Annotated in this window: 16 protein-coding genes and 1 pseudogene; 7 read left to right on the top strand and 10 right to left on the bottom strand. The window is 66.2% G+C overall.

Features of this window, described 5'->3' with window-relative positions:
- Positions 1-211: 211 nt before the first annotated feature.
- The 9 genes from gyrB to BLW40_RS13020 form a co-directional block, all read right to left on the bottom strand.
- A complete protein-coding gene (gene gyrB, locus BLW40_RS13060) occupies positions 212-2,674 on the bottom strand; it encodes a DNA topoisomerase (ATP-hydrolyzing) subunit B (RefSeq protein WP_074769278.1) in 2,463 nt (820 codons plus the stop codon).
- A gap of 9 nt (positions 2,675-2,683) precedes the next feature.
- Positions 2,684-3,868, bottom strand: coding sequence for a DNA replication/repair protein RecF (gene recF / locus BLW40_RS13055; protein WP_074769276.1), 1,185 nt, complete (start codon positions 3,866-3,868; stop codon positions 2,684-2,686).
- On the bottom strand, positions 3,865-4,983 hold the full coding sequence (gene dnaN, locus BLW40_RS13050) for a DNA polymerase III subunit beta (RefSeq protein ID WP_074769274.1): 1,119 nt from the start codon (positions 4,981-4,983) through the stop codon (positions 3,865-3,867). The genes recF and dnaN overlap by 4 nt, the downstream gene beginning before the upstream one ends.
- A 92-nt stretch (positions 4,984-5,075) precedes the next feature.
- The gene (locus BLW40_RS13045) at positions 5,076-5,267 is read right to left on the bottom strand and encodes a hypothetical protein (protein WP_074769272.1); all 192 of its coding nucleotides are present in this window, start codon (positions 5,265-5,267) and stop codon (positions 5,076-5,078) included.
- A 271-nt stretch (positions 5,268-5,538) separates the two neighbouring features.
- Positions 5,539-6,159, bottom strand: coding sequence for a cold-shock protein (locus BLW40_RS18075; protein ID WP_083386774.1), 621 nt, complete (start codon positions 6,157-6,159; stop codon positions 5,539-5,541).
- Between the two features lie 136 nt (positions 6,160-6,295).
- Positions 6,296-7,009, bottom strand: coding sequence for a phosphatase PAP2 family protein (locus tag BLW40_RS13035; protein ID WP_074769268.1), 714 nt, complete (start codon positions 7,007-7,009; stop codon positions 6,296-6,298).
- Position 7,010: 1 nt separating this feature from the next.
- Positions 7,011-8,114, bottom strand: a complete 1,104-nt coding sequence (gene lptG / locus BLW40_RS13030; protein ID WP_074769266.1) for an LPS export ABC transporter permease LptG — start codon at positions 8,112-8,114, stop codon at positions 7,011-7,013.
- Between the two features lie 106 nt (positions 8,115-8,220).
- Positions 8,221-10,131 (bottom strand): asparagine synthase (glutamine-hydrolyzing), encoded by a 1,911-nt coding sequence (gene asnB, locus BLW40_RS13025; protein WP_074769264.1) that lies wholly within the window; start codon positions 10,129-10,131, stop codon positions 8,221-8,223.
- A 67-nt stretch (positions 10,132-10,198) separates the two neighbouring features.
- The gene (locus tag BLW40_RS13020; RefSeq protein ID WP_074769262.1) at positions 10,199-11,824 is read right to left on the bottom strand and encodes a tetratricopeptide repeat protein; all 1,626 of its coding nucleotides are present in this window, start codon (positions 11,822-11,824) and stop codon (positions 10,199-10,201) included.
- On the opposite strand from BLW40_RS13020, the pseudogene BLW40_RS18195 reads away from it, so the two are divergent.
- From BLW40_RS18195 to BLW40_RS12990, 7 genes and pseudogenes are all read left to right on the top strand, one after another.
- Positions 11,797-12,435 (top strand): annotated as a pseudogene (locus BLW40_RS18195) (GNAT family N-acetyltransferase); the annotation flags it as partial. The gene BLW40_RS13020 and the pseudogene BLW40_RS18195 sit on opposite strands and share 28 nt — an antisense overlap.
- An 81-nt stretch (positions 12,436-12,516) precedes the next feature.
- Positions 12,517-12,951 carry a (deoxy)nucleoside triphosphate pyrophosphohydrolase gene (locus tag BLW40_RS18190; RefSeq protein WP_425283719.1) on the top strand — a complete coding sequence of 145 codons (435 nt, stop codon included), beginning with the start codon at positions 12,517-12,519 and terminating at the stop codon, positions 12,949-12,951.
- A gap of 30 nt (positions 12,952-12,981) precedes the next feature.
- The gene (locus BLW40_RS13010; RefSeq protein ID WP_074769258.1) at positions 12,982-13,719 is read left to right on the top strand and encodes a competence/damage-inducible protein A; all 738 of its coding nucleotides are present in this window, start codon (positions 12,982-12,984) and stop codon (positions 13,717-13,719) included.
- Positions 13,720-13,887: 168 nt separating this feature from the next.
- Positions 13,888-15,648, top strand: a complete 1,761-nt coding sequence (locus tag BLW40_RS13005) for a flagellar hook-length control protein FliK (protein WP_074769256.1) — start codon at positions 13,888-13,890, stop codon at positions 15,646-15,648.
- A gap of 13 nt (positions 15,649-15,661) precedes the next feature.
- Positions 15,662-16,531: a flagellar hook assembly protein FlgD gene (locus BLW40_RS13000; protein WP_074769254.1), complete on the top strand. Its 870-nt coding sequence runs from the start codon at positions 15,662-15,664 to the stop codon at positions 16,529-16,531.
- Between the two features lie 15 nt (positions 16,532-16,546).
- Positions 16,547-19,120, top strand: coding sequence for a flagellar hook-basal body complex protein (locus tag BLW40_RS12995; RefSeq protein WP_074769252.1), 2,574 nt, complete (start codon positions 16,547-16,549; stop codon positions 19,118-19,120).
- A 231-nt stretch (positions 19,121-19,351) separates the two neighbouring features.
- Positions 19,352-19,996, top strand: a complete 645-nt coding sequence (locus tag BLW40_RS12990) for an MlaC/ttg2D family ABC transporter substrate-binding protein (RefSeq protein WP_074769250.1) — start codon at positions 19,352-19,354, stop codon at positions 19,994-19,996.
- On the opposite strand, the gene BLW40_RS12985 is transcribed toward BLW40_RS12990, so the two are convergent.
- Positions 19,980-22,940: a flagellin gene (locus BLW40_RS12985; RefSeq protein WP_074769248.1), complete on the bottom strand. Its 2,961-nt coding sequence runs from the start codon at positions 22,938-22,940 to the stop codon at positions 19,980-19,982. The genes BLW40_RS12990 and BLW40_RS12985 overlap by 17 nt on opposite strands.
- Positions 22,941-22,944 lie beyond the last annotated feature (4 nt).

Genomic DNA, 22,944 nt, shown 5'->3' with positions numbered 1-22,944 from the left:
TCTACTGCTGCCAGGTGACCGTATGACCGGACATCATGGGAAGATGATGACAGCACCAGGATTACCGCATCATTTCGGCAAGGTGAGGCTTTTGTAATGTTGGCGGGGGCGTCGGAATCTTTGCCTGACACTTTCAGCCGGAACAACGCCCACTCACTTCTCCTTTTAGAAGAGAAGGTCCGGCCGCCGCCGCCCCCACCTCGATTTTCGCCTACACGTCGAGATTCGACACCTTCAGCGCGTTCGACTGGATGAAGTCGTAGCGCGGTTTGACGACGTCGCCCATCAGGGTCGAGAACACCTGCTCGGCCTCGTCGGCCTGCGAGACCCGGACCTGGAGCAGCGAGCGAGCCTGCGGGTCCAGCGTGGTTTCCCACAATTGCTCGGGGTTCATTTCGCCCAGGCCCTTATAGCGCTGGATCGCAACGCCCTTGCGGCCTTGTTCCATGATCGCCGAGACCAGGGCGACCGGGCCGGGCAGGCTGGTTTCGCGCTCCTTGGCGATCAGGGTCGCGGCGGCGGCGAAGCTTTCGCGCAGGCGGGGCGCGAGGTCGAGCAACCGCCGCGCCTCGGCCGAGCGGATGATCGAGGCGTCGAGCGCGTGAGTCTCGGTGACGCCGCGCAGGGTGCGGGCCATCACATAGCCTTCGCCTTCGTGCCAGGTGCCATGCCAGCCGCGTTCCAGCGGTGCTTCCAGCGTGTCGAGGCGGATGGCCAGAATGTCGGCCATCGCCTGTCCGCCGACCGGATCGGTCAGCAGCGCCGGGTCGAACGCCCCGGCGATTGTCGCCTGTTCGGCCAGCGACATCGGAATCCGCCGCGCCAGCGGGGCGAGCAAATGACGGATGCTGCGGGCCTGTTCGGTCAAAGCGCGCAGATCGGCCCCGCCCAGCTGAACCCCATCGGCAAGACGGAGCACGCCGTCGGACAGACCGGCATCAATCAGGTAATCCTCCAGCGCGCGGTCGTCTTTCAGATAGACCTCGCTCTGCCCGCGCTTGGCGCGGTACAGCGGCGGCTGGGCGATATAGAGATAGCCGCGCTCGATCAGCGCTGGCATCTGGCGATAGAAGAACGTCAACAGCAGGGTGCGGATGTGGCTGCCATCGACGTCGGCGTCAGTCATGATGATGATTTTGTGGTAGCGCGCCTTGTTGACGTCGAAATCCTCGCGCCCAATGCTGGTGCCGAGCGCGGCGATCAGGGTGCCGATTTCGGCCGAGGACAGCATCTTGTCAAAGCGGGCGCGCTCGACATTGAGGATTTTACCGCGCAGCGGCAAAATCGCCTGATTGGCGCGGTTGCGCCCCTGCTTGGCCGATCCGCCTGCCGAATCGCCCTCGACGATGAACAGTTCGGACAGGGCCGGATCGCGCTCCTGACAATCGGCCAACTTGCCGGGCAGGGTGGCGATGTCGAGAACCCCCTTGCGCCTCGTCAGTTCGCGGGCCTTGCGGGCGGCTTCGCGGGCAGCGGCGGCCTCGACCACCTTGCCGACCACCTTGCGCGCCTCGGACGGGTGTTCCTCGAACCATTCCGCCAGCTTCTCGCCGACGACGTTCTCGACCACCGGGCGGACTTCGGAACTGACCAGCTTGTCCTTGGTCTGCGAGCTGAATTTCGGATCGGGCACCTTGACTGACAGCACGCAGGACAGGCCCTCGCGCATGTCGTCGCCCGACAACGCGACCTTCTCCCGCTTTGAAATGCCGGATTCGGTGGCATAGGCGTTGACGGTGCGGGTCAGCGCGGCGCGGAACCCGGCAAGATGGGTGCCGCCGTCACGCTGCGGGATGTTGTTGGTGAAACAGAGCTGGGTCTCGTGATAGCTGTCGGTCCATTCCATCGCGACTTCGACCGTCATCCCGTCGCGCTCGCCCTTCACCACGATCGGGGGGGAGTGCAGCGCGGTCTTCGAGCGGTCGAGATAGCGGACGAACTCTTCCAGCCCGCCTTCGTAATGGAGGTCGCTGACCTTGTTCTCGCCATGGCGAAGATCGGTCAGCCGCAGCCGCACCCCGGAATTGAGGAAGGCCAGCTCGCGCAGGCGGTGTTCCAGGGTGACGAAATCGAACTCGGTCTTGGTGAAGATCGTCGGGCTGGGCAGGAAGGTGACTTCGGTGCCGGTATGGTCGCCGCACTCGGCCACGATCCGCAACGGCGCTTCGGACTCACCCATGCGAAAGCGCATGTAATGCTCTTTGCCCGCGCGCCACACCCGCAGGTCGAGCACTTCGGACAGCGCATTGACGACCGAGACGCCGACGCCGTGCAGGCCACCCGAGACCTTGTAGGAATTCTGGTTGAACTTGCCACCGGCGTGAAGCTGGGTCATCACCACTTCGGCGGCAGAGATCCCTTCCTCGTCGTGGATATCGGTGGGAATACCGCGCCCGTTATCGTTGACGGTGCACGACCCGTCGCCGTTCAGGGTGACCTCGACCCGGTCGGCATAGCCGGCCAGGGTCTCGTCGATGGCGTTATCGACCACCTCGTACACCATGTGGTGCAGGCCCGAGCCGTCGTCGGTGTCGCCGATATACATTCCCGGACGCTTGCGCACCGCCTCCAGGCCGCGCAGCACCTTGATGGAATCGGCACCGTATTCTTCGGCACCGGCCTGAGCCAGGGTCTGCTCTGCGGGGTGGGGCAGGGGGGGCTGGGGGGTCGTCATCGTGTCACCTTACACTCCGTTGCCCGGATGGACGGACGCCTCCGTCACCCGGAAAAACTGGGCCCGGTCGCCAAATCCGCCGAACAGCGGGGCGTCGGTCCCAGTCATCCAGCTCTGCGCCCCCAGGGCGCAAAGTTCGTCGAACAAAGCGGCACGCCGGATTTCATCCAGATGCGCCACCACTTCGTCGAGCAGCAGCAGGGGAACCCTGCCGCCGGTTTCCGATTGTACCCGGCATTGTGCCAGGACGATCGACACCAGAACCGCCTTCTGCTCGCCGGTCGAACAGCGCCCGGCCTCGATGTCGCGGTCGGCGTGGCGGACCAGCAGGTCGCTGCGGTGCGGCCCGATGGTCGTGGTCCCCGCCGCCTGATCGCGCGGCCGGGCCGATTTCAGCGCCGTCCGTAATCTCTCTTCGGCCTCGGACGGGTCCAGTCCTTCGGCCAGCCAGCCCTCGACATCGCCGTTCGCCGCCAGCCGCGCCGCCGGAAACGGTCCCAGCCCCTGGCGGCAGGCCCGGTCCAGGGTCGCCGCCGTCGTCAGCCGGGCGCTCGCGACGGCGATGCCGTGGCGGGCCATCCCCTCTTCCAACGCCGCCAGCCAGGACGGGTCGGGTCGGGGACCGCCCTCGCGCGCGGCGCGGAGCAGGCGGGCGCGTTCGCGCATCGCATGCTCATAGGCTCCGGCCTGGGCGGCATGGCCGGGCATCACCCCGAACGCCAGCCGATCAAGGAACCGTCGCCGCCCTCCGGCACCTTCGGAGAACAGCCGGTCCATCGCCGGAGTCAACCACAGCGCCGCGACGATGTCGGCCAGATCGGCCGAGCGGGCTGCGCGGCCTTCGATCCGCACCACCCGTCGCTCGCTGCCCGCCTCGCGCCCGGTGCCGATTTCGACCGGACCGCCGGGGCCGCTTTCGACCTGGGCCGAAACCGCCCAGGGCGCACCCGGGGGCGTACCGATCCGGGCGATGTCGGCCAGACTGGCCCGCCGCAGCCCCCGACCGGGGACCAGGAAGGACAACGCCTCCAACAGATTGGTCTTGCCCGCACCGTTGGGGCCGGTCAGGACCACCGGGCGGGGACCGACCTCAAGCCGCATCTCGCCATAGCAGCGGAAGTCGGATAGAGACAGCCGCCGTACCGCCAGCCGACCGGGCGACCCCGTGGTCACGATCGTCTCGGAATCGGTCACACCCTCATCGGCATCAGCACATAGATCGCACTGCTGTCGGCGACTTCGCGCACCACCGTCGGCGAGGCGGCATCGGCCATCGCGAAGCGGGCGGTTTCGCCTTCGACCTGGGCCAGGATGTCGAGCAGATAGCGCGAGTTGAAGCCGATTTCGAGCGGGGTCGAGTCGTAATTGGCCTCGATCTCCTCGACGGCGCTGCCGCTTTCCGGGCTAGAGGCCGACAGGGTCGCGGTGCCGCTTTCGATGCTGAGTTTGATCGCCCGCGATTTCTCGGTCGAGATCGCCGAAACGCGATCGACCGCCTGGGCGAAGCTCTTGCAATCGACGTCGAGAATCTTGTCGTTGTCGGTGGGGATCACCCGCTCGTAATCGGGGAAGGTCCCGTCGATCAATTTCGAGGTCAATTCGGCATCGGCGAAGGCGAATTTCAGCTTGGTCTCGGACAGCGAGACGGTGATCTCGCCATCGGTCTCCTCGATCAGCTTGCGGATTTCGGCAACAGTCTTGCGCGGGATGATGACGCCCGGCATTCCCGCCGCGCCGTCGGGCAAGGTAACCTCGGCCCGGGCCAGACGGTGACCGTCGGTCGCCACCGCCCGCAGCATCGCCCCGTCCGTCCCGGTGGCGGCGTGGAAATAGATGCCGTTCAGGTAATAGCGGGTTTCCTCGGTCGAAATCGCAAAGCGGGTGCGGTCGATCAGCGCCCGCAATTCGGCCGAGGTCAGGGTGAAGCTAAAGGGAAACTCGCCACCCGACAGCACCGGGAAATCCTCGACCGGCAGGCAGGCAAGCGAGAATTTCGACCGGCCCGAACGCAGAGTCATCTGGCCGTCGTCGGGTTTGAATTCGATCTCGACCTGGCTGCCCTCGGGCAGCTTGCGGACGATGTCATAGAACGTATGGGCCGGGGCGGTGGTCGCGCCGGGCTGACTGACGTCGGCCGGAACCGTCTCGGCGATGTCGAGATCCATGTCGGTGGCGTTCAGCGACAGCCGCCCCGAGCGGCCTTCCAGCTTGACGTTCGACAGGATCGGAATGGTGGTGCGGCGCTCGACCACGCTTTGGACATGGGCCAGCGACTTCAACAGAGCCGCGCGCTCTATGGTCAGTTTCATGATGCTTTGCCGACACCCCAAAAGTGATGCAAACCTGCCCCCTCTGACAGGGGCGGGCAGTATATCACAGGCTGTGATGTCCAAAAGCCTTTTCAGGCTTGGGCGGGAGGGGGTGTCTGGTCCGGCGGCGGGGCCGCTTCGGCCCGGCTGCGCAGGGCGCGGGTCAGCGCCATTCCGGCGGCAAAAGCGGCGGAAAGATAGGGGCCGCGCCCGTTGGGGGCAGGGTCTTCACCGGCCAGGGCCAGGGCTTCGTGAATCTCGCGCAGTTCCGCCGGTCCCAGCATCGAAAGGCCGCTCCGCTTGGATGAACGCAGCCTACTGTGCGCCAACCGCGGCGCGAAGGCGACAGCTTTTTGTGCGTCGCACCAATCGTCTATTTTTGGTGGATGTGGCTGGGGGCTTAATGCGCCCGTAGCGCGCTTCCGTTCGGGAAGCAGGGCAGGGGCGCGGATGTTGCCACCCGCGCCTCCGTACCCGAACACACGTCCCTCTCGACGCCGGGAAACCCGGCACCGCCTGGGGGCGTTCCATCATTCCCCGGACGGGGCGCGATGGCTAGATCAACGCCACCGAGTCAGCCTGCGGCCCTTTGAGGCCGAGGGTGGTGGTGACGCGAACGCGCTGGCCCGATTCCAGGGTCGGAATGCCCGAGCGCTCCAGCGCCTTGGCATGGACGAACACGTCCTTCCCGCCCTCATCGACCGCAACGAAGCCAAAACCCTTCTCGGCGGAGAAGAACTTGACCACGCCTTCGACGGTCTGGGTCGGTCCACGCTCTTCGCGGCGGGGGCCACCGGCGCTCGCCCGGGGGGTCTCGGTCGCGGTCGAGGAATCGACCTCGTGCACGAACACCACCTGGGGGCCACGCTGACCGGCACCCAGATCGCAGACCAGAGTGGCACCCTCGGCCACCTGGCTGAGACCGGCCCGTTCCAGCGCGGAAATGTGCAGGAAGGCATCCGGCGAGCCGTCCGAGGGGGCGACAAAGCCAAAACCCTTGGACGCGTTGAACCATTTCACCGTGGCGGTGACGTTGGCCTGATTGACCAACTGACGGTCGAAAGAGCTGGGCCCGACTGCGCGCGGCGTGCGCGGCTCATATGCCGGCTCGCCAAAGTCGTCCCGCCGCCCCCGATCCCTGGAGCGGCTGCCATGATTATCTCGGTTCCATGCCATTGTGTCGTTCTCGTCGTAAGCTACACAAGTCCTCCGCACCCATGCGGAGGCATTCCGCCCGGATTGTCGCGCCCAGGTCAGCCTGATCCAATATAATTACCTGAAGAAAGCCCCGTCGCCTAGGGGATTACGGCACTCAAAGCGACGCCGGGCCAGTTTTTTTGCCCGGCAAAAATCCCGCATTGCGGATCATGCTCCGGTGCAGCCACAGGCAAAGCCCGCTGACCAGCAGCCCGGAAACCAGCACATCCGACAGAAAATGGCCGCCTTGCGCGATCCGCGCCAGCCCAACCAGCGATCCAAAAAGCAGAGCCGCCGCCACCGATAGCTGTCGCCGTCGCGGCGGGGCCAGCAGCGCGAACGCGACCGCCCAGAAGCCCAAGGCGGCATGCCCGGACGAGAACGAGCAATTGTCGTTGCATTGGTCGGACAGCACGAACGGACGGACATAGGTTTTGGGGCCGGAGAATTCGGCAATCGTCGAAGGGCGGGGACGGCCCCAATTGTCCTTGAGCACGACATTGACCGCCAGACCCGGTCCCAGCGCCAGACAGGCCAGCAGATAGACCGCGACCCGCGGCCCGATTCCCCACAGCGGGCGACGGCGAACCGCCGCGACGGCTCCCAGCAGGGCGATGGCGATCGCCAGCGCGAACAGGAAGATCGGCAGGATCTTGCGGACGAATTCGCCCAGCGGCGCGACGCGGAAGGGGAAGACCCGCAGATCCGCGTCGAAGAAGCTCCGGGTCAGCCAGATTTCGATCTGGGGAAACACCATCACGGTCAGCAGCAGCGCCAGCGGTACTCCCCACGCGGCCAGGCGCAGGCCCAGCCCGAACCGGTCTCGCATCCTAACCGTCCTCAAGGTGGAACAGTCCGGCCATGCCGACCAGACCGGCGAAGATCGCGGGCGACCACGCCGCCAGGAATTGCGGCAGCGTCGCCGACAGGCCCAGGGCATAGACGACGCGCGAGAAGAAATAGACGGCAAAGCCGGTGGCAACGCCGCCGCCGACGCGCGCCGTCAATCCGCCCGAACGCAGGTTGGGATTGAGCGAGAACAGCGCCGCCATCAGCACCATGCCGCCATACAGCGGGGGGGAGGCCAGCAGCGAGTTGAAGTACAGCCGGTGCTTGTTGGCGGTGAAGCCCGCCCGCTCGAAAAAATGGATGAAGCCGGGCAATTGCCAGAACGACAGCGTCTCGGGCGAGGCGAAATTGTCGTGGATGCGGTCCAGGGTCAATTGGGTGGGAAGCCGCATCGCCTCGACGAATTCGGACGGCCGCCCGCCCTCCATCACCCAGGCGCGGCGGACCTCGAAGGCACCATCGACCAACGTCGCGCTTTCGGCGCTGATCCGGCGCAAGAAATGGTCGGGGCGGTCGTAGAGGAAAAACTGGACGTCGCGCATCAGCAGGGTCAGCCCCTCCTGACGGACGTCGAGCGAATGGGCCACCATCTCGCCGTCGTCATGGGGCTCGCGCAGCCACAGCCCGACCTCGGACAGGTCGAACGCGCTCTTGTTCCCGCGCAGCAATTCGTCCTGCATCCGGTCGTAGCGGTCGAACATCGCCGCCGCCAGCGGGTTGAAGGCGGTGATCTCGATCGCGCCGAACAGCATCACCGCCCCCAGCACCGGAGCGATGAACTGCCACACCGACACTCCGGCGGCGCGGGCGACCACCAGTTCGTGCGAGCGGGTCAGCCGCCAGAAACAGATCATCGCGCCGATCATCACCGCGAATGGCAAGATGGTGTGGAGCATCTGCGGCAGCTTCAGTATCGCCATCAGCAGAATCGGCCCCATGCCGAGCTCGGGCCGACTGGCGGCGCGGCGGATCAGCTCGATCACGTCGAACAGCAGGATCATCCCCAGAATCACCGCCAGCACGGCGGCGAAGGAGACGAGGAACTGGCGGGCGATATAGACGCTTAACAGGGGGGACAGGCGCATGATATCCGGTTCCGCAACAGATCGGGTGTGTCAGCGGATACGGACCGCCTTTCGCAATTCAGAATGCACATGATCGTCCACCCGCTTTCAAGCTTTGTGAGCAAGATCACTCCTGCCCCTCCAGCCAAGCCTGAAACATCAGGACGTGCCACAGCTCGGTTTGCCAGGATTTGGCCCCCGAACGGTGCTCGCGCCAGCATTGCGCCACCAGCGGCGCGTTGAGCCAGCCCTGACGCGACAGCCGCGCCTCGGACAACATGTCGTCAGCCCAGGGGCGCAGCCGTCCGTTCAGCCATTTGCCCACCGGCACCTCGAACCCCATTTTGGGGCGGTCGACCAGGGCGCGGGGGACGTGGCGGAACAAAACGTCGCGCAACACCGCCTTGCCGGTGGCACCGTCGATCTTGAACTCGGGCGGCAGGCTCCAGGCGAAATCGGCGATCTCGGTGCCGAGGAAGGGCAACCGCGCTTCCAGCGACGCGGCCATCGTCGTCCGGTCGGTCTTGACGCACAGATCGTCGGCGAGATAGAGGCCGACATCAAGAAGCATCACCGCCAGTGCCGGATCGACCCGCGTTGCGGCTTCGCCGAACGGCTCCAATGTCTGCGCCAGCGGCACCGGCGACGGCATCCCCCGCCAGCGGGTGTAATGCAGCGACAGCAATTCGGCCAGACTGCCCGCCCCGAACGCTTCGGCGGCCCGGCCCAGGCGATAGCCCGGATGGCTGCGGCGGCGGCGGAAGGCGGCTCCGACCCGGGCCAGCCCTTCGGCCGGACCGGCCAGCATCCGCGCTCCCGTCGCCAATCCCCGCCGCAACGGCAGGGGAATCCGCGACAGACGGGTCCAGTCGGCGGGCAGCGAGCGATAGATGCCATAGCCGCCGAACAATTCGTCGGCCCCGTCGCCCGACAGCGCCACCGTCACCCGTTTGCGGGTCAACCGGGCCAGCAGGGCGGTGGGCAGCGCCGCCGGGTCGGCGAACGGCTCGTCGAACAAACGGGGCAGATCGGGCACCATCGTCAACGCCTCGTCCTCGCCGATGCGAAGTTCGGTGTGAATGGTGCCAAGATGGTCGGCGACGGCGCGGGCATGGGCGCTTTCGTCGAGACCGGCCTGATCGAACCCGACGGTGAAGGAATGGATCGGGCCGTCGCTGAGGCGACTCATCAACGCCGCCGTCAGCGACGAATCGATTCCGCCCGACAGGAACACCCCCACCGGCACGTCGGCCTGCATCCGCAACGCGACCGAGCGGCGCAGCAACGCGTCAAGCTGATCCACCGCGTCGGCGCGGCTGCCGGTGAAGCGTCCGGACATCTCGGCGGCGCGCTCGGCGGCCGACCAATAGCGGGTGGTGGTGGCGGTGCCGTCGGCGGCGACGGTCATCAGCGTGCCGGGTTCCAGCTTGCGCGCCCGGCGATGGATCGTGTGGGGGGCGGGAATCCAGCCCATCCGCAGGAACAGGGCCAGGGCGTCGCGGTCGATCGCTCCGTTCCAGGCGGGATGCACCGCCAGCGCCCGCAATTCCGAGCCGAACAGCATCACCCCGTCGGACAAGGCCCAATAGAGCGGCTTTTCGCCAAAGCGGTCGCGGCCCAGGGTCAGCCGTCGCTCGGTCCGGTCCCACACCGCGAAGGCGAACATGCCGTCGAAGCGCCGGACCGCCTGCTCCGGTCCCCACGCCGCGATGGCTTCCAGCAGGACTTCGGTGTCGGAGCGGCCGCGCCAGCGCACCTCGCCGCCCAGTCGCGTCCGTACTTCGGCGTGGTTGTAGATCTCGCCGTTGAAGACCACCACCCAGCGGCCGTCATGCGAGACCATCGGCTGGTGTCCCTGCGGCGACAAATCGAGAATCGACAGGCGGCGGAAGCCGAACGCCAGCCCGGCTTCGTCGTCGCTCCAGGTCCCGTTATCGTCGGGACCGCGATGAATCAGGGTCGCGGCCATCGCCCCCGCCGTGGCGGCGGGTTGGGGCGTCCGGGCGGACAGGTCGAAAAAACCGGCGAAACCGCACATCGGAGGAATCCATCAGGGAGCATGAAAGCCGCAAGGTAGCGATGGCAACCCGGTACGACCAGAGATTTTAGGCCCGGAGCCGCAACGCCGCCACCCAGCCGGGCACATCGGCCCCGGCTTCGCGGCGGCTGACCGCCGGTTCGAGCAGCGCGACCAGGAACCCGTTTTCCTCGGCCTGCGTCTCGATATAGGCCGCGCTGTGGGCATAGCGGTTGCCCGCTCCCAGCCGATAGCCCTCGTCGTCGCAGCGTTCCAGGGTGCAGGCGAACAAACCGCCGGGCTTCAGCGCCCGCGCCGCCGCCGCCAGTAACGGCCCCAAGGCGCCGAAATAGACCAGCACGTCGGCGGCGACGATGACGTCGTAACATTCGGGCCGCGCCGATAGTCCGGCGATCAACTCGCCGACCTCCAGCCCGTCATACAGGCCGCGTCGCCCGGCCCGCTCGACCATTGCGGGCGAGATGTCGAGCCCGTCCAGACGCGCCGCCAGCGGCCGCAACACCGGCGCGGCCAGACCGGTGCCGCACCCGGCATCCAGAATCGTCAGCCCCTCGTGTCGGTCCAGCACCCGAGACAGGACGTCGCCCATCTGCTCCGGTCCGCAATAACCCAGCCCATCGACCAGGGCGGACTCGAAATGGCTGGCGTAATCGTCGAACAATTGGCGGACATAGGCGTCGGGAGCCCGCTCGGGCACCGAAGCCGCTCCCATCTGGGCCAGTCCCAGCGCGGCCCCGATCCGGTCGGTGGGGTCGAGTCGCAGACAATGGGCGTAATGCGGAGCCGCCCGCTCGACCTGCCCCAGTGCCCGACGGCTTTCGGCTAGGCACCAATGGCCCTGGACCGAGGTCGGATCAATCGACACCACCCGTTCGAACGCCGCCGCAGCACCCTCCTGGCTGTCCTGGGCGGCGCGGACCAGCCCCAGTTCCAGCCAGCCCGCGCTGTCTTGCCCCGCCAGCCGGGTCGCGCGCTCGGCCTCGGCGCGGGCGTCGTCCAGCCGGTTCAACCGCCGCAGTGCCCCGGCCAGGGCGGCGGCGGTGGCGGCATGGTCGGGCCGCAATTCGGCCGCGCCGGTCAGGATCGTCAGCGCCGCGGGCAGGCGGTCGCGGGCGATCAGGACCAGCCCGTAATTATAAAGCGCCGTCGCCCAGTTCGGCCGTAGGTCAAGGGCGCGTTCGAGGAACAAGGCGGCTTCGTCCGACTGGCCGCGTTCGTGCAGCAGCGAGCCGAGACAACACAGCGCCTCGGCATGGCGCGGGTTGGCGGCAAGGGCGCATCGACAGTGATCAATCGCTTCGTCGCGCCGTCCGCTCTGTCCCAGCATCTCGCCCAGCCGGGCATGAGCCTCGGCATGGGTGGGAAACGCGTCGAGCACGGCGCAATATTGCAGTTCCGCCGCCTGGGGGTTGCCCTGCGCCTCCAGCGTCCGGCCGAGCGCCAGACGCGGCACCGGCTGACGAGGGTCGAGAGCGACCGCCCGCCCCAGATGTTCGACCGCCTTGCGCTCTTGTCCCTGCTGATGGGCGATCAGGCCGAGCAGGTAATGAGCGCCGCCGAAATCGGGCCGCCGCGCCGCCAATCGCCGCCCCAGCCGCCGCGCTTCGGTCAGGTCGCCGTCGTCCCAGGCCTTCATGGCGATGGCGAATTCCTCGCCGACGGTCAGTGCGGAAGTGTCGTTGCGGGGCGTCATGTTGCTCGATCCAAAAGAGGCGGCAGAGTAGCCGGGAACGGCGCGACTGTCACGGGGGGGTGTTGGGGTGTTGGGGTGTTGACGGCACAGGCGGGCGTGCCATCCTGGCGGCCCGATGCTGTAAGAAGGAGATCCGAGCCGTGACGAACGAAGCGGGCTGCCGCCAAGCGGGCAGCGTCTGGGCCGGACACCGGTTGCGCACTGCCCGGCTGGTGCTGCGTCTTGCCACCGCCGCCGATGTCGAGTGTCTGCCGCCGCTGCTCGACGATTGGGAGGTGGTGCGGCTGACGGCGCGGATTCCCCATCCCTATGGCAGCGCCGATGCCGCCGCGTTCGTCGCCGAGCAGGAGAGCCGTCGTCACAGCGGGCAGGGCGTGGCCCTGTTGCTGGAACGGACGATTGATGGCGCGGTGATCGGCTGCGTTGGCTTTGGTCTCGATGGCGAGGGAAACCCCGAACTGGGCTATTGGATCGGCCGCGCCTATTGGGGCCAGGGCTATGCGGTCGAAGCGCTGCGCCGTCTGATCCGCCATCTGTTCGAGACGCTGGGCTTTGCCTCGGTATGGGCTCAGGTCCATCCCGACAATCTGGGGTCGAAGCAGGTGCTGGCCAAACTCGGCTTTGCTCCTGACGGCTGCGGCACCTGTGCGATGCCAGCGCGGGGCGAAAGCGTGGTGTCACCCCGCTTCGCGCTGGAGCGGGCAAAATGGAGCGCCGCCCATGCCGCCCGGCCTCACCTGCTGGTGGTGGCCGCCGCCCTGGTCGATGGCGACGGGCGGGTGCTGATGACGACGCGGCCTCCCGGCAAGACGATGGCCGGACTGTGGGAATTCCCCGGCGGCAAGGTCGCTCCCGGCGAAACGCCGGAACAGGCGCTGGTGCGCGAACTGGAGGAGGAACTGGGACTCGACGTTACCGAAAGCTGCCTGGCTCCGGTCGGCTTTGCCTCGCACGATTACGACACCTTTCACCTGTTGATGCCGCTCTATGTGGTGCGGGTGTGGCAGGGCACCCCCACCCCGCGCGAAGGCCAGTCGTTGCGCTGGGTCCGCGCCGCCCGGCTGGCCGATTTGCCGATGCCGCCTGCCGATATCCCGCTGGTGGCGGTCCTGCGGGAATGGGTATGATACCTGTTAGGGGAGCAACGGGAGGGCGCGATGACCGACGCGGCAATTTTGGTGATCGGCAACGAGATTCTGTCGGGGCGCACCCGCGACGCCAACATCCAGTTCCTCGCCACCGAGTTGGGGGCGCTCGGCATTCCGCTGGCCGAAGTCCGCGTCGTTCGTGACGATACCGCCGATATCGTTGCCGGTCTCGACGCGCTCCGCTCCCGCTACACCTACGTCTTCACCAGCGGCGGCATCGGCCCGACCCATGACGACATCACCTCGGCCTCCGTCGCCGCCGCCTTTGGGGTGGAACTGGTCCGCGATCCCGAGGCGGTGCGTCGTCTTGCCCTGCGCCATCGCGGCGACGACCTCAACGCCGCCCGGCTCAAAATGGCCGACATCCCCGCCGGGGCCAGCCTGATCGACAATCCGATCAGTCAAGCGCCTGGTTTTCGCATCGGCAACGTATTTGTTCTCGCCGGAGTGCCGAGCATCCTCCAGGCGATGTTCGCATCGCTGAAGCCCGCTCTGGCCGCCGGGGCGCCGCTGCAATCGCGCTCGGTGACGATGGCGGTGCGCGAGGGCGATCTGGCAGAGCAATTGGCGGCGATCCAATCCCGCCATCCCGAGGTCGAAATCGGCAGCTATCCGACCTTCGCCGAGGACGGTCCCCGCGTCTCGATCGTCGCGCGCGGCGCGCAGGTCGCGGTGCTGGATCAGGTCGAAGGCGAAGTGCGCGCTCTGGCGGCGGATTTGGGGGCGACGGTGATCGCAGCCGATTGATACCGGCAGGCTTTTCCCCGCTGCCCGGCATTTTTTGCCTTTCCGCCACAGGTGGGCTTCTAGGCAGAAACCGAAATCAAATAAAATCAACGCCGTCGATGGTCTCGGCCGATTGGCCCGCCTCTTGCGATATTGGCAGGGCGACCAACCCAGTGCGGGGACGTGACCATGACCGTGCAATCGATCGACAAACGGACGGCGACAGACAGCGCGACGACCTCGACGGCCCAGGACCGGCAGAGTTCGGCCGCGACGTCGGATGATGCGTTCGTTGCCCTGCTGCGGCAGGCGTCGCAGCGTTTCGGCTCGCAGCCGTCGGCGACGGCGGTGTCGGCCAATTCGGTTCTTGCCGACCATTTCAACGCGAACCGCGCCGATTCCAAGGACGAACCCGCGCGGACCAGCCGCGACAGCGACGGGGCCGACCGCACCGCCGCCCGGACCGACAAGAGCGCGGCCAAGGCCGACCGCTCGCGTCAGGACCAGAGCGCGGCCTCCGCCTCGCGCAATGCCGCCAAATCCGACCGCGCCGCCGACGATTCCGTCGAGTCCGCTCCGGCGCGCTCCGACGATGCCGTCGCACCCGCCACCGATGACGACCGCCCCGCCGCCAAGGCCGAGAGCGCCCCCGACAAGACTGCCGCCGACGATAAGGCTCCGGAAGCAGCGGCGGTGGCCACGGCTCCGACCGAGGCTCCGGCCGAGACGACCACCGTGGTTGCTGCCCCGCTTCAGGCTCAGGTTGCGCTGGTGGATGACGATGCCGCCGCCACCCAGGCCGCGACCGCCCAGGCCGGGCAGGCTCGCCCCGATCAACTCGCCCAGGCCGCTGGCCCTGCCACCGACCCGCGCTCGCAACAAGCTGCCGCCGCTCCGGCCCAGGACCAGGCCGCCGACCAGTCCGACGCCGCCTCGCTGGCCGCCGATCTGACCGCCCAAACCGCTTCCGATCAATCCACCGCCCAGGCCGACAGCGCCAAGGCCGCCCGCACCGACGCCGCCCGCGCTCAGGCCGACGATCTGGCGGCGCGGCTGGCCGATACCGGTGCGGCGATCCAGGTCAACGTCCAGACCACGACCAGTTCGACCGCCGCCGCGACCGCGGTCGCCGCGACCGATGCCGTCGTCACGCTCGACACGACCGCCCAGGATCTGGCCGGGCAGGGCGGTCAGACCGGCACCGGACAGGGCGGTCAAGACCCCAACGCCCGCTTCGGGGCTCAATCCCAGACCGCCGCTGTGACGTCGCTGGCTCCGGCCGAGGCCGAGGCCACTCCGGCTCAGACCGCGAAACAGCCCGCCGACGCTTTTGCCGCGATCCTGGCGGCCCAGAGCGAGGCGAGCGGCGCCGCCGATGCCGCCGCGCCCGAAACCCGTCCGGTCGCCAACCTGACCGGGTTGGGCGGGGCGCAGGCCACCGACAAGGCCGCCCAGACCGTCGCGACCCAGGCGGTGCGGGTGCCGCGCGTGCCGATGCCGACCCAGGTGCTCGACCAGATCAGCGTCCAGATCGACAAAGCGGTCAAGGAAGGCTCGGACACCGTCAAGATCCAGTTGCGTCCGCTCGACCTCGGCCGGATCGAGATCAAGCTCGATGTCGGCACCGACGGCAAGGTCACCGCGACCGTCACCGCCGACAAGCCCGAGACCCTGGCGATGCTGCAAAAGGACTCGCGCGGGCTGGAAAAGGCGCTGGAAGATGCCGGGCTGAAGCCGGACACCTCAAGCACCAGCTTCAATCTGCGCGGTGGCGAACAGCAGCAACAGCAGCAGGCCGCCGACCGCAACACCGATCAGGGCCGTTCGGGCCGCAATCGTGGCCGTGAGGCCGATCTGGCCAGCGATGCCGAGCTGTTGGCCGCCGCGTCGGCTCAGGCCGGGGCGTCGCGCACCGCCAGCGGACGCTCCGGCGTCGATATCTCGGTTTAGGGAGGAGCCCGCCATGGCCGTCGACTCAACCGCCGCCGCTTCGACCTCCAGCACGGCAAGCGCTACCAAAAGCGATGCCGGTCGGACCTCGCTGACCACCAACTTCAACACCTTCCTGACGATGCTGACGACCCAGTTAAAGCATCAGGATCCGTTGTCGCCGATGGACTCGACCCAGTTCACCAGCCAGTTGGTCCAGTACGCGGGCGTCGAACAGCAGATCAACACCAACGGCAACCTGGAAAAGATGCTGACGTTCGAAAAGAACAATCAGGCGTCCCAGGCGGTCAATTATCTGGGGGAAATGGTCGAGGTCCCGGGCGACAAGATGCCGGTTCAGGGGACGTCGGGAACCTTCTCCTATACCCTGCCATCCGCCGCGTCGTCGTGCGATATCCAGATCAAGAATTCGGCCGGAACCGTCGTCTACAAGACCACCGGCGATCTGACCGCCGGTCGTCACGATTTGACCTGGAACGGCATCGACAACAGCGGCAAGACCCAGGACGACGGCATCTACACCGTCTCCGTCACCGCCAAGGACAAGAACGGGGCGGCGATCACCCCGACGATCACCTCCTTCGGCCAAGTCACCAAGGTCACCAATGACGCGACCACCGGAACCATTCTGGAAATGGGCGCGGGCTCCGACGGGGCCAAGGTGTCGGTGACGATCGACAAGATTCTCGGCGTCAACGCCGACAATACCCTCAAGACCACCCAGCTTGCCGCCGCTCAGGCCCAGTACCAGGCGTCGATCGCGCAATATCAGGCACTGCTGGAGGCACAAAAAGCCGCGTCCGGGACGGGTACGACCGGGACGGGTACGACGACAGGTACAGGATCGGGATCGTCCGGTTCAACGACGACCACGACCCCGTAATGTGAGGAGGATGTCATGAGTTTGTATGGCGCGCTGTACTCCGGTGTCTCGGGCCTCTCCTCGCAATCGAGTGCGATGGGCGCGATTTCGGACAATATCTCGAACGTCAACACGATCGGCTACAAGGGAACCAAGGTCAATTTCCAGACCCTGGTCACCAACAATGCCGGTCTGACCGAATATTCCCCCGGCGGCGTGATGTCGAAGCCCCGCGCCGGCATCGACACCCAGGGCCTGCTCCAGGCGACCTCCAGCACCACCGATCTGGCGCTGGCCGGTAACGGGATGTTCGTCGTCAACAGCGATCCCGATCCGGCCAGTTCGGGCAATGGCAGCTTCCAGTACACCCGCGCCGGTTCGTTCAAGACCGACAAGCAGGGCTATCTCCAGAACGTGTCGGGCTATTACCTCCAGGGCTGGCCGCTGACCCCCACCGACAACAGCGCCGAAGCCCGCCCGGCCGAGACCGAAATCGACGGCCTGACCTACATGAAGGCCTATAAGGACGAGACGGGAACCTACCATTACATCAATCAGAACATCGTCAATTCGACCGAATTGAAGTCGCTGAACCTGAAGACGATCGGCGGCACCGCCGATCCGACCACTCAGGTCAAGCTCGGCCTCAATCTTCCGGCCGCCGACGCGGTGTTCAATCCGGCGGTGACCGGGTCCGGCGGTCTGCGCCAGAACAACGTCCAGATTTACGACTCGCTGGGCTCGACCCACAGTCTGATCTTCAACTGGTCGAAGACCAACGCCAACCAGTGGGACATCCAGAACAACAGCAATTTCTTCAACGTCAAGCAGACCCTGACCGACACCACCACCTCGCCCGACGTCAACGCGAAGTTCCTGATCTCCGGTCAGGCCGACGGCAGCACCTCGACGGTGATCAACAGTTCGGCCGCCGGTCACGGCACCGCTTTCTTCGCCAAGTCGGGCGCGATCGCTTTCGCGACCGCCACCGACGCCAACCTGCTGCCGAAGGGCACCACCTTTACCGTCAACGATTCCCCCGACAGCGGCAATCTCGGTAACTTCCTGGTCGGGCAGGGGACGACGGCGTCCCCGGCGCTGGCCGTCGGAACTCCGTCGGGCGGAACCTTGACCGTGATCGCCAACGGGGCCACCAACACCTATTCGTCGTGCACCTACTCGGCGGCGAACACGATTACCTTTGGCGGCACCAACATCCCCAGCCTGTCGGCGGGCGACATCATCCAGGTGACCGACGCCACCGGATCGACCGGCTATTATCAGGTCAACACCCCCTACACCACCGGAACCGCCGTCGTCGCGGTGACTCCGTGCAGCTATGTCAGCATCGACACCACGCCCTATCAGGTTCAGCGCGGCGTCACCCCGCCTGCTGGCGCGGCGACGCTCGACCTGCTCGATCCGGCCGGGACCGGGGTCTATGCCTCGCAGGCGCGGATGGACTTCACCGCGACCAACCGCGACGATATCGACGCGATGGACGGCAAGACCTTCTCCATCTCGGTCAACGGCCAGTCCCTGACGGTCGAATTCGACACCAACGGGACCAATAACCTGTACCCCGCCGGTGCCGCGACCAGCAACGTCATCATCGACCTGTCGAACAAGACCGCCGTCACCAACGCCTCGGATGTGACCCGGCTGGTCGCCGCCGCTCTCAATAACGCCAGCAATTGGGACGCGACCACCAACACCCACCTGCCCGCCACCGGGACGGTGGTGTCGATCGGGACCGACCGTCCGCTGTTCCGCTCGAACGGATCGACGCTGGAAGTCGTTCAGCAGCCGACGGTGGGGGTCGATTACAAGTTCAATCTGGCCGGGCTTGACGTCAAATCGCCCTCCAGCTCGAACAATTTCAACGCCTGCACCCAGACCCAGACCCACGAATGGACCTCGTCCATTCCGCCGGTCGATAAGACCAGCGGGGTGTTCACCCTGCGCGGCATCACCGCGACGACCAGCCCGGCGGTTGTCTTCAACGGCGACGGTACGCCGCAGACGATCATGAATACCGGCAGTTCTTCCGGCTCGTCCGGCCAGATCGCGCCGCAGCCGAAGATTTCGATCGCGTGGGCCAACGGTGCCCAGAGCATGACGACGGTTCCCAACGGCACCAGCGCCAACCACCAGATCACTCTGTTCCTCGGCAATACCTCGCAGAGCGACGGTCTGACCCAGTTGGGCGACAAGTACACCCTGGCCTTCAGCACCGCCGACGGGGCCAAGTTCGGCAATTTCACCGGCGTTTCGGTCGGTGACGACGGGGTGGTGACGGCCTTGTTCGACAACGGTGTCCGGCGGCCGGTGTTCCAGATCCCCATTGCCACCTTCACCAATCCCAACGGGTTGGAGGCGAAAAGCGGCAATTCCTGGATCGAGACCAACACGTCGGGAGCCTACACCCTGCGTTCGGCTCAGGAAGCGGGTGCGGCAGCGGTCTCGGCCTCGTCGCTGGAAGCCTCGACCGTCGATATCGGTACCGAATTCACCACGATGATCGTGACCCAGCGGGCCTATTCGGCGGCAGCGAAAATCATCACCACCGCCGACCAGATGCTCGACGAACTGATCCAGATCAAGCGTTGACCGAGACGGCACGCCAAGAATTGGCGTGCCGTCTCTCTTTTCCGCTCCGGCGGAAGCAACCGCGGCCCCTCTCGGCCGCGGTTTTGCCGTTTGGGGGGCAGACTTGTTCGACGCAGCCCTCTCATGCTTATCCGCCGCGCGACGGTGGCTTGCCGTCTCGCCACCGTCTGGAGTATCTCCTTTGCGGTAGACCCGCCGCCAACGGGTATAAATTCTGTCCGGGGAAAGAAGATGAAGATCCTACGCACGCTGATTGTTCTGGCCATGATGGCCGTTGGGGCGGGAAGCGCCCAGGCCGCCGACGTCGCCGCGGCCCAGGCTTTGGTCGAATCCGCTCTGAACGAGGGCGTGGGTACCTTCGCGTCGGGCCGGACCTATCCCCTGGAGGAACGGACCCGCCTGCTTGACGGTCTGCTGCGCCGTCACACCGAGCCGTCCTTGCTGTCGGCGGCGGTTCTGGGCCGGTTCTGGGGCAAGCTGGCCCCCGAGGAACAGGCGGCGTTCTCCGAGCGGCTGTTGCAGTTCCTGGTGTCGAGCTATGTGGGGATGTTGACCGAGGCCGAGTCCGGCATCACTTTCCGCGTCGGCGCGGGCGAGGATCTGGGCAACCGGGTGCGGGTTCCCGCCGAAGTGACCCGCTCGATTCCCGGTGCGGTCCCCTCTCCGGTCGGTTGGGAAGTGGCGTTCACCCCCGATGGGCGTCCCGGAATCGTCGATCTCACCGCCGACGGCGTCAGCCTGATCCGGGCGATGCGCGAGGATTTCGGCTCGGTGCTGCGCGCCTCCGGCGGCAAGATCGAGCCGCTGATGGAGGCGCTTCAGCGTAAGATCGACGCCAACAACAAGGCCAACCTCGCTCCTACTTCAGGAAATTGATCAGCGACATCTGCTGCATCTTGGCCAGGGCCTGATACGAGGTCTGAAGGGCCTGGCTGTCGGCCAGCAACGCGGTGATGGCTTCGGTCGAGCTGATCTGCTCGATATCCGAGACCCGGTTGACGAAGAATGACTTCATCTGGGTGAGCGCCGTGTTGCTGTTCTGAATTGCCGAGAGGTTGAGCCCGACCTTCTTTTGCAGACCGTCGAGGTCGCTGGCCTCTTCCTTGCCGAACGGCATCGGGGTGGTCGAGGAATGCGACAGCGCGTCTTTCAACAGGGCGATCGCCTGCTCGACCCGCTCGGGATGCTGGTCGAGCCCGCCCGCGGTGCCATAGGCCCCCTGGGCGATGATGCCGCAGGCGCGGATCACCTTCTCGAACGCCGAATCCGAAGCCGTCAGCGAGGTTTCGATCGTGGTGGTCTGGTTGATGCTGGTGTTGAGCGACAGGGTGTCGCCCTTGTACCAGGATTGCGCCGTCATTTCCGTCTGCGGCATCGCCGTTTCGGTTTTCAGCGTCTTGCAGCGGATGTTGAGGGTGGTGCCGTCGTTGGCGGTGACCTCGTAGACCCCGGCATTGACGTCCGAATCGCCTTTCAGCGTAATCAGGGTGCCGACCGGCGGATAGGGCATGTTCTTGCTGTCGAGCAGCGCATCCTTGACCGACGAAACGATCTTGCCCGCCGAGGTGAAGCTCAGCCCGCCGAACACTTTCTGGTCGAGAGTGGCGACGCCCGAAGAGATCGTGCCGGGCACGTCGGGCGAGGTGTCCTTGGTGTCGAGCGGCTTGACCGTGGTGGAGAAGCTCATCTTCATGTCGGTCCGGCCGCTTTGGGCCAGGAACGGACCGACCCGCAGCATGTCGGTGTTGATCTTGTAGCTGATCGTGTTGGCGGTGACGGCGCTGACCTCGTAGGTGCCGTTGTGGTTGTCGGTGCCGCCGATGGTGACCGGCTGGCCGACGCTGTAAACGGTGGAGAGGTCGGTGCCCCCGCTCGGCAGCGTCATCGTCACGGTATCGCCCGACAGGGTGAAGGTTGCCGAGCCGGTGGTCAGCCCGGTCGGAACGATCGTGTCGGGGATGCCGTCAACCCCGGTGTCGCGCTTCAGCGTTACCGCCGTGGCGTCCAGGGTCTCGGACTGGCTGGGGGTGGTGTCGTTGGCGATCGTCATCTTGCCGGTGACGTTGTCGAATTTGGTGACGATGAACGAGCCGTCGTAATTGCCGTTGAGGGACGGCTGGGCCGAGCCGGTCGTGGCGGCGCCGTCGGCGATCGCTCCGGTCAGGCCCAGCGCGGCGGCGACATTGCCGCCCAACGTATAGCCGTTGCCGCTGCCGTTATTGTTGGTGACCGTCATTGCCCCGCCGGACACCCCCACCTGCGCCCCCAGAGTGTTGAGGCTGCCGTCGGCGTTGCGGGTGCTGGGGTCTTGCAGCTGGATGAAGCGGGCGATGTCGGTCAAGGTGGTATTGGCGGTAACGGTCAGGGTCGCGGGCGCGGCCGCGCCGACCTGGACGGTCAGGGTGTCGCCCACCGCGATCGGCGGCGTACCCAGTGAGGTTGCCGTCTGGGCGACGGCACCGGTCAACAGCGACGTCCCCACCACCGGCGTTCCCGCACTTCCCACCGCACCGGCGCCGACCGGAACGGTGCCACCGATGCCGAGCACGCCGGACAGCGCGCCCCGGACGGAGATCGGCGAGCCGCTCGACCCGTTGAGGTTGCTGATCGTCAGCCGTCCCTGATTATCGACCATCGCCTTGGCGATCGCGGGCGAGGGGGCGGGAACGCTCGAATCGACCTGGGCGTTAATCCAATTGACCACATCGGCCATCGTCGAGGTCTCGGTCGCGGTAAAGGTCAAGGTATTGTTGTTGTTGACCAGGACCAGATCGTCGCCGCGGCTGATCGTCAGGCCGGTCGCCGAGGTGGCGTTGCCGTTATAGGTGTAGAAATTGGTGCCGACCAATTTGGTGGTGTCGGTGGCCGAGGTGGTGGCGATCGTCGCGTCCGAGCCGCTGATGGTAAAGCGGGTGCCGGGCACCATCGTCGTCAGCGAATTGCCGGTGGCGGGGCTGACCACCATCTGGCCGTCTTTGTCATAGGAGAAGGACAAGGCTCCGGTGGTGTTGATGACGCTACCGTTCGAGAGGGTCAGGAAGGTGCCCGATCCGGCGTCCGAGGTCTCGACCAGCGGGGTGCGGCCGGTATTGCTGAGGGCGTGTCCCTTGATGGTGAGGTCGCCGTCGTTGGAGACGGTGACCCCGCCGACGATCTGGGCGGTGCCGCTGACATGGACATAGGAACTGGACGGCACCTTGGCGTAGGCCCCGGCATTGGCGGGGATGATCAGGCCGCTGCTGGAATCGAAGCTGACCGCGCCGGTGTCGCGGTTGGTGAGGTGGATGTCGAGCAGATCGGCCCCACGCAGGGTCGGGTAGGTCGTCATCGAGCCGTCGAACATCTTCTGGAAATCGGCCAGCTTGGTGACGGGGAAATTGACCGGCATCGTGTCCTTGCGCCCGCCCGCGAACAGATACTCGCCGTCAACCGAGGTGTTGAGCGAGGATTGCAGCTCGGTCAGGGTCCGCATCGCGACATCCTGGACGTCGCGGATCGCGGTCTGGTCCTTCATCTGGCCCGAGGCGAACGAGATCAGCCGGTTTTTCAAGGTGTTGATCGAGGTCTGGGCGGCGGTCAGCGCGGTATTGGCGGCGTTCTGGCGCACCTGGACCGAGGCGTTGGCGGCCATGAAGGCATCGGCCAGCGCGGTCGAGTTTTCCAGGTTGATCGCGGTGCGGGCGTCGAGCGCGATGCCGGAATAATCCTCGGTCACATAGCCGGTGGTCGATTGCAGTTGCTCCTTCTGCATCCGCACCTGGGTCTGCATGATCCGGGAGATGTAGAGCTGGGAGGCCCCGTAGGTCGAAATACGATCCATGGTT

It is taken from the genome of Magnetospirillum fulvum (assembly GCF_900108475.1).
In the GTDB taxonomy this organism is placed as follows: domain Bacteria; phylum Pseudomonadota; class Alphaproteobacteria; order Rhodospirillales; family Magnetospirillaceae; genus Phaeospirillum; species Phaeospirillum fulvum_A.
This window is presented reverse-complemented; position numbering and strand designations above follow the sequence as displayed.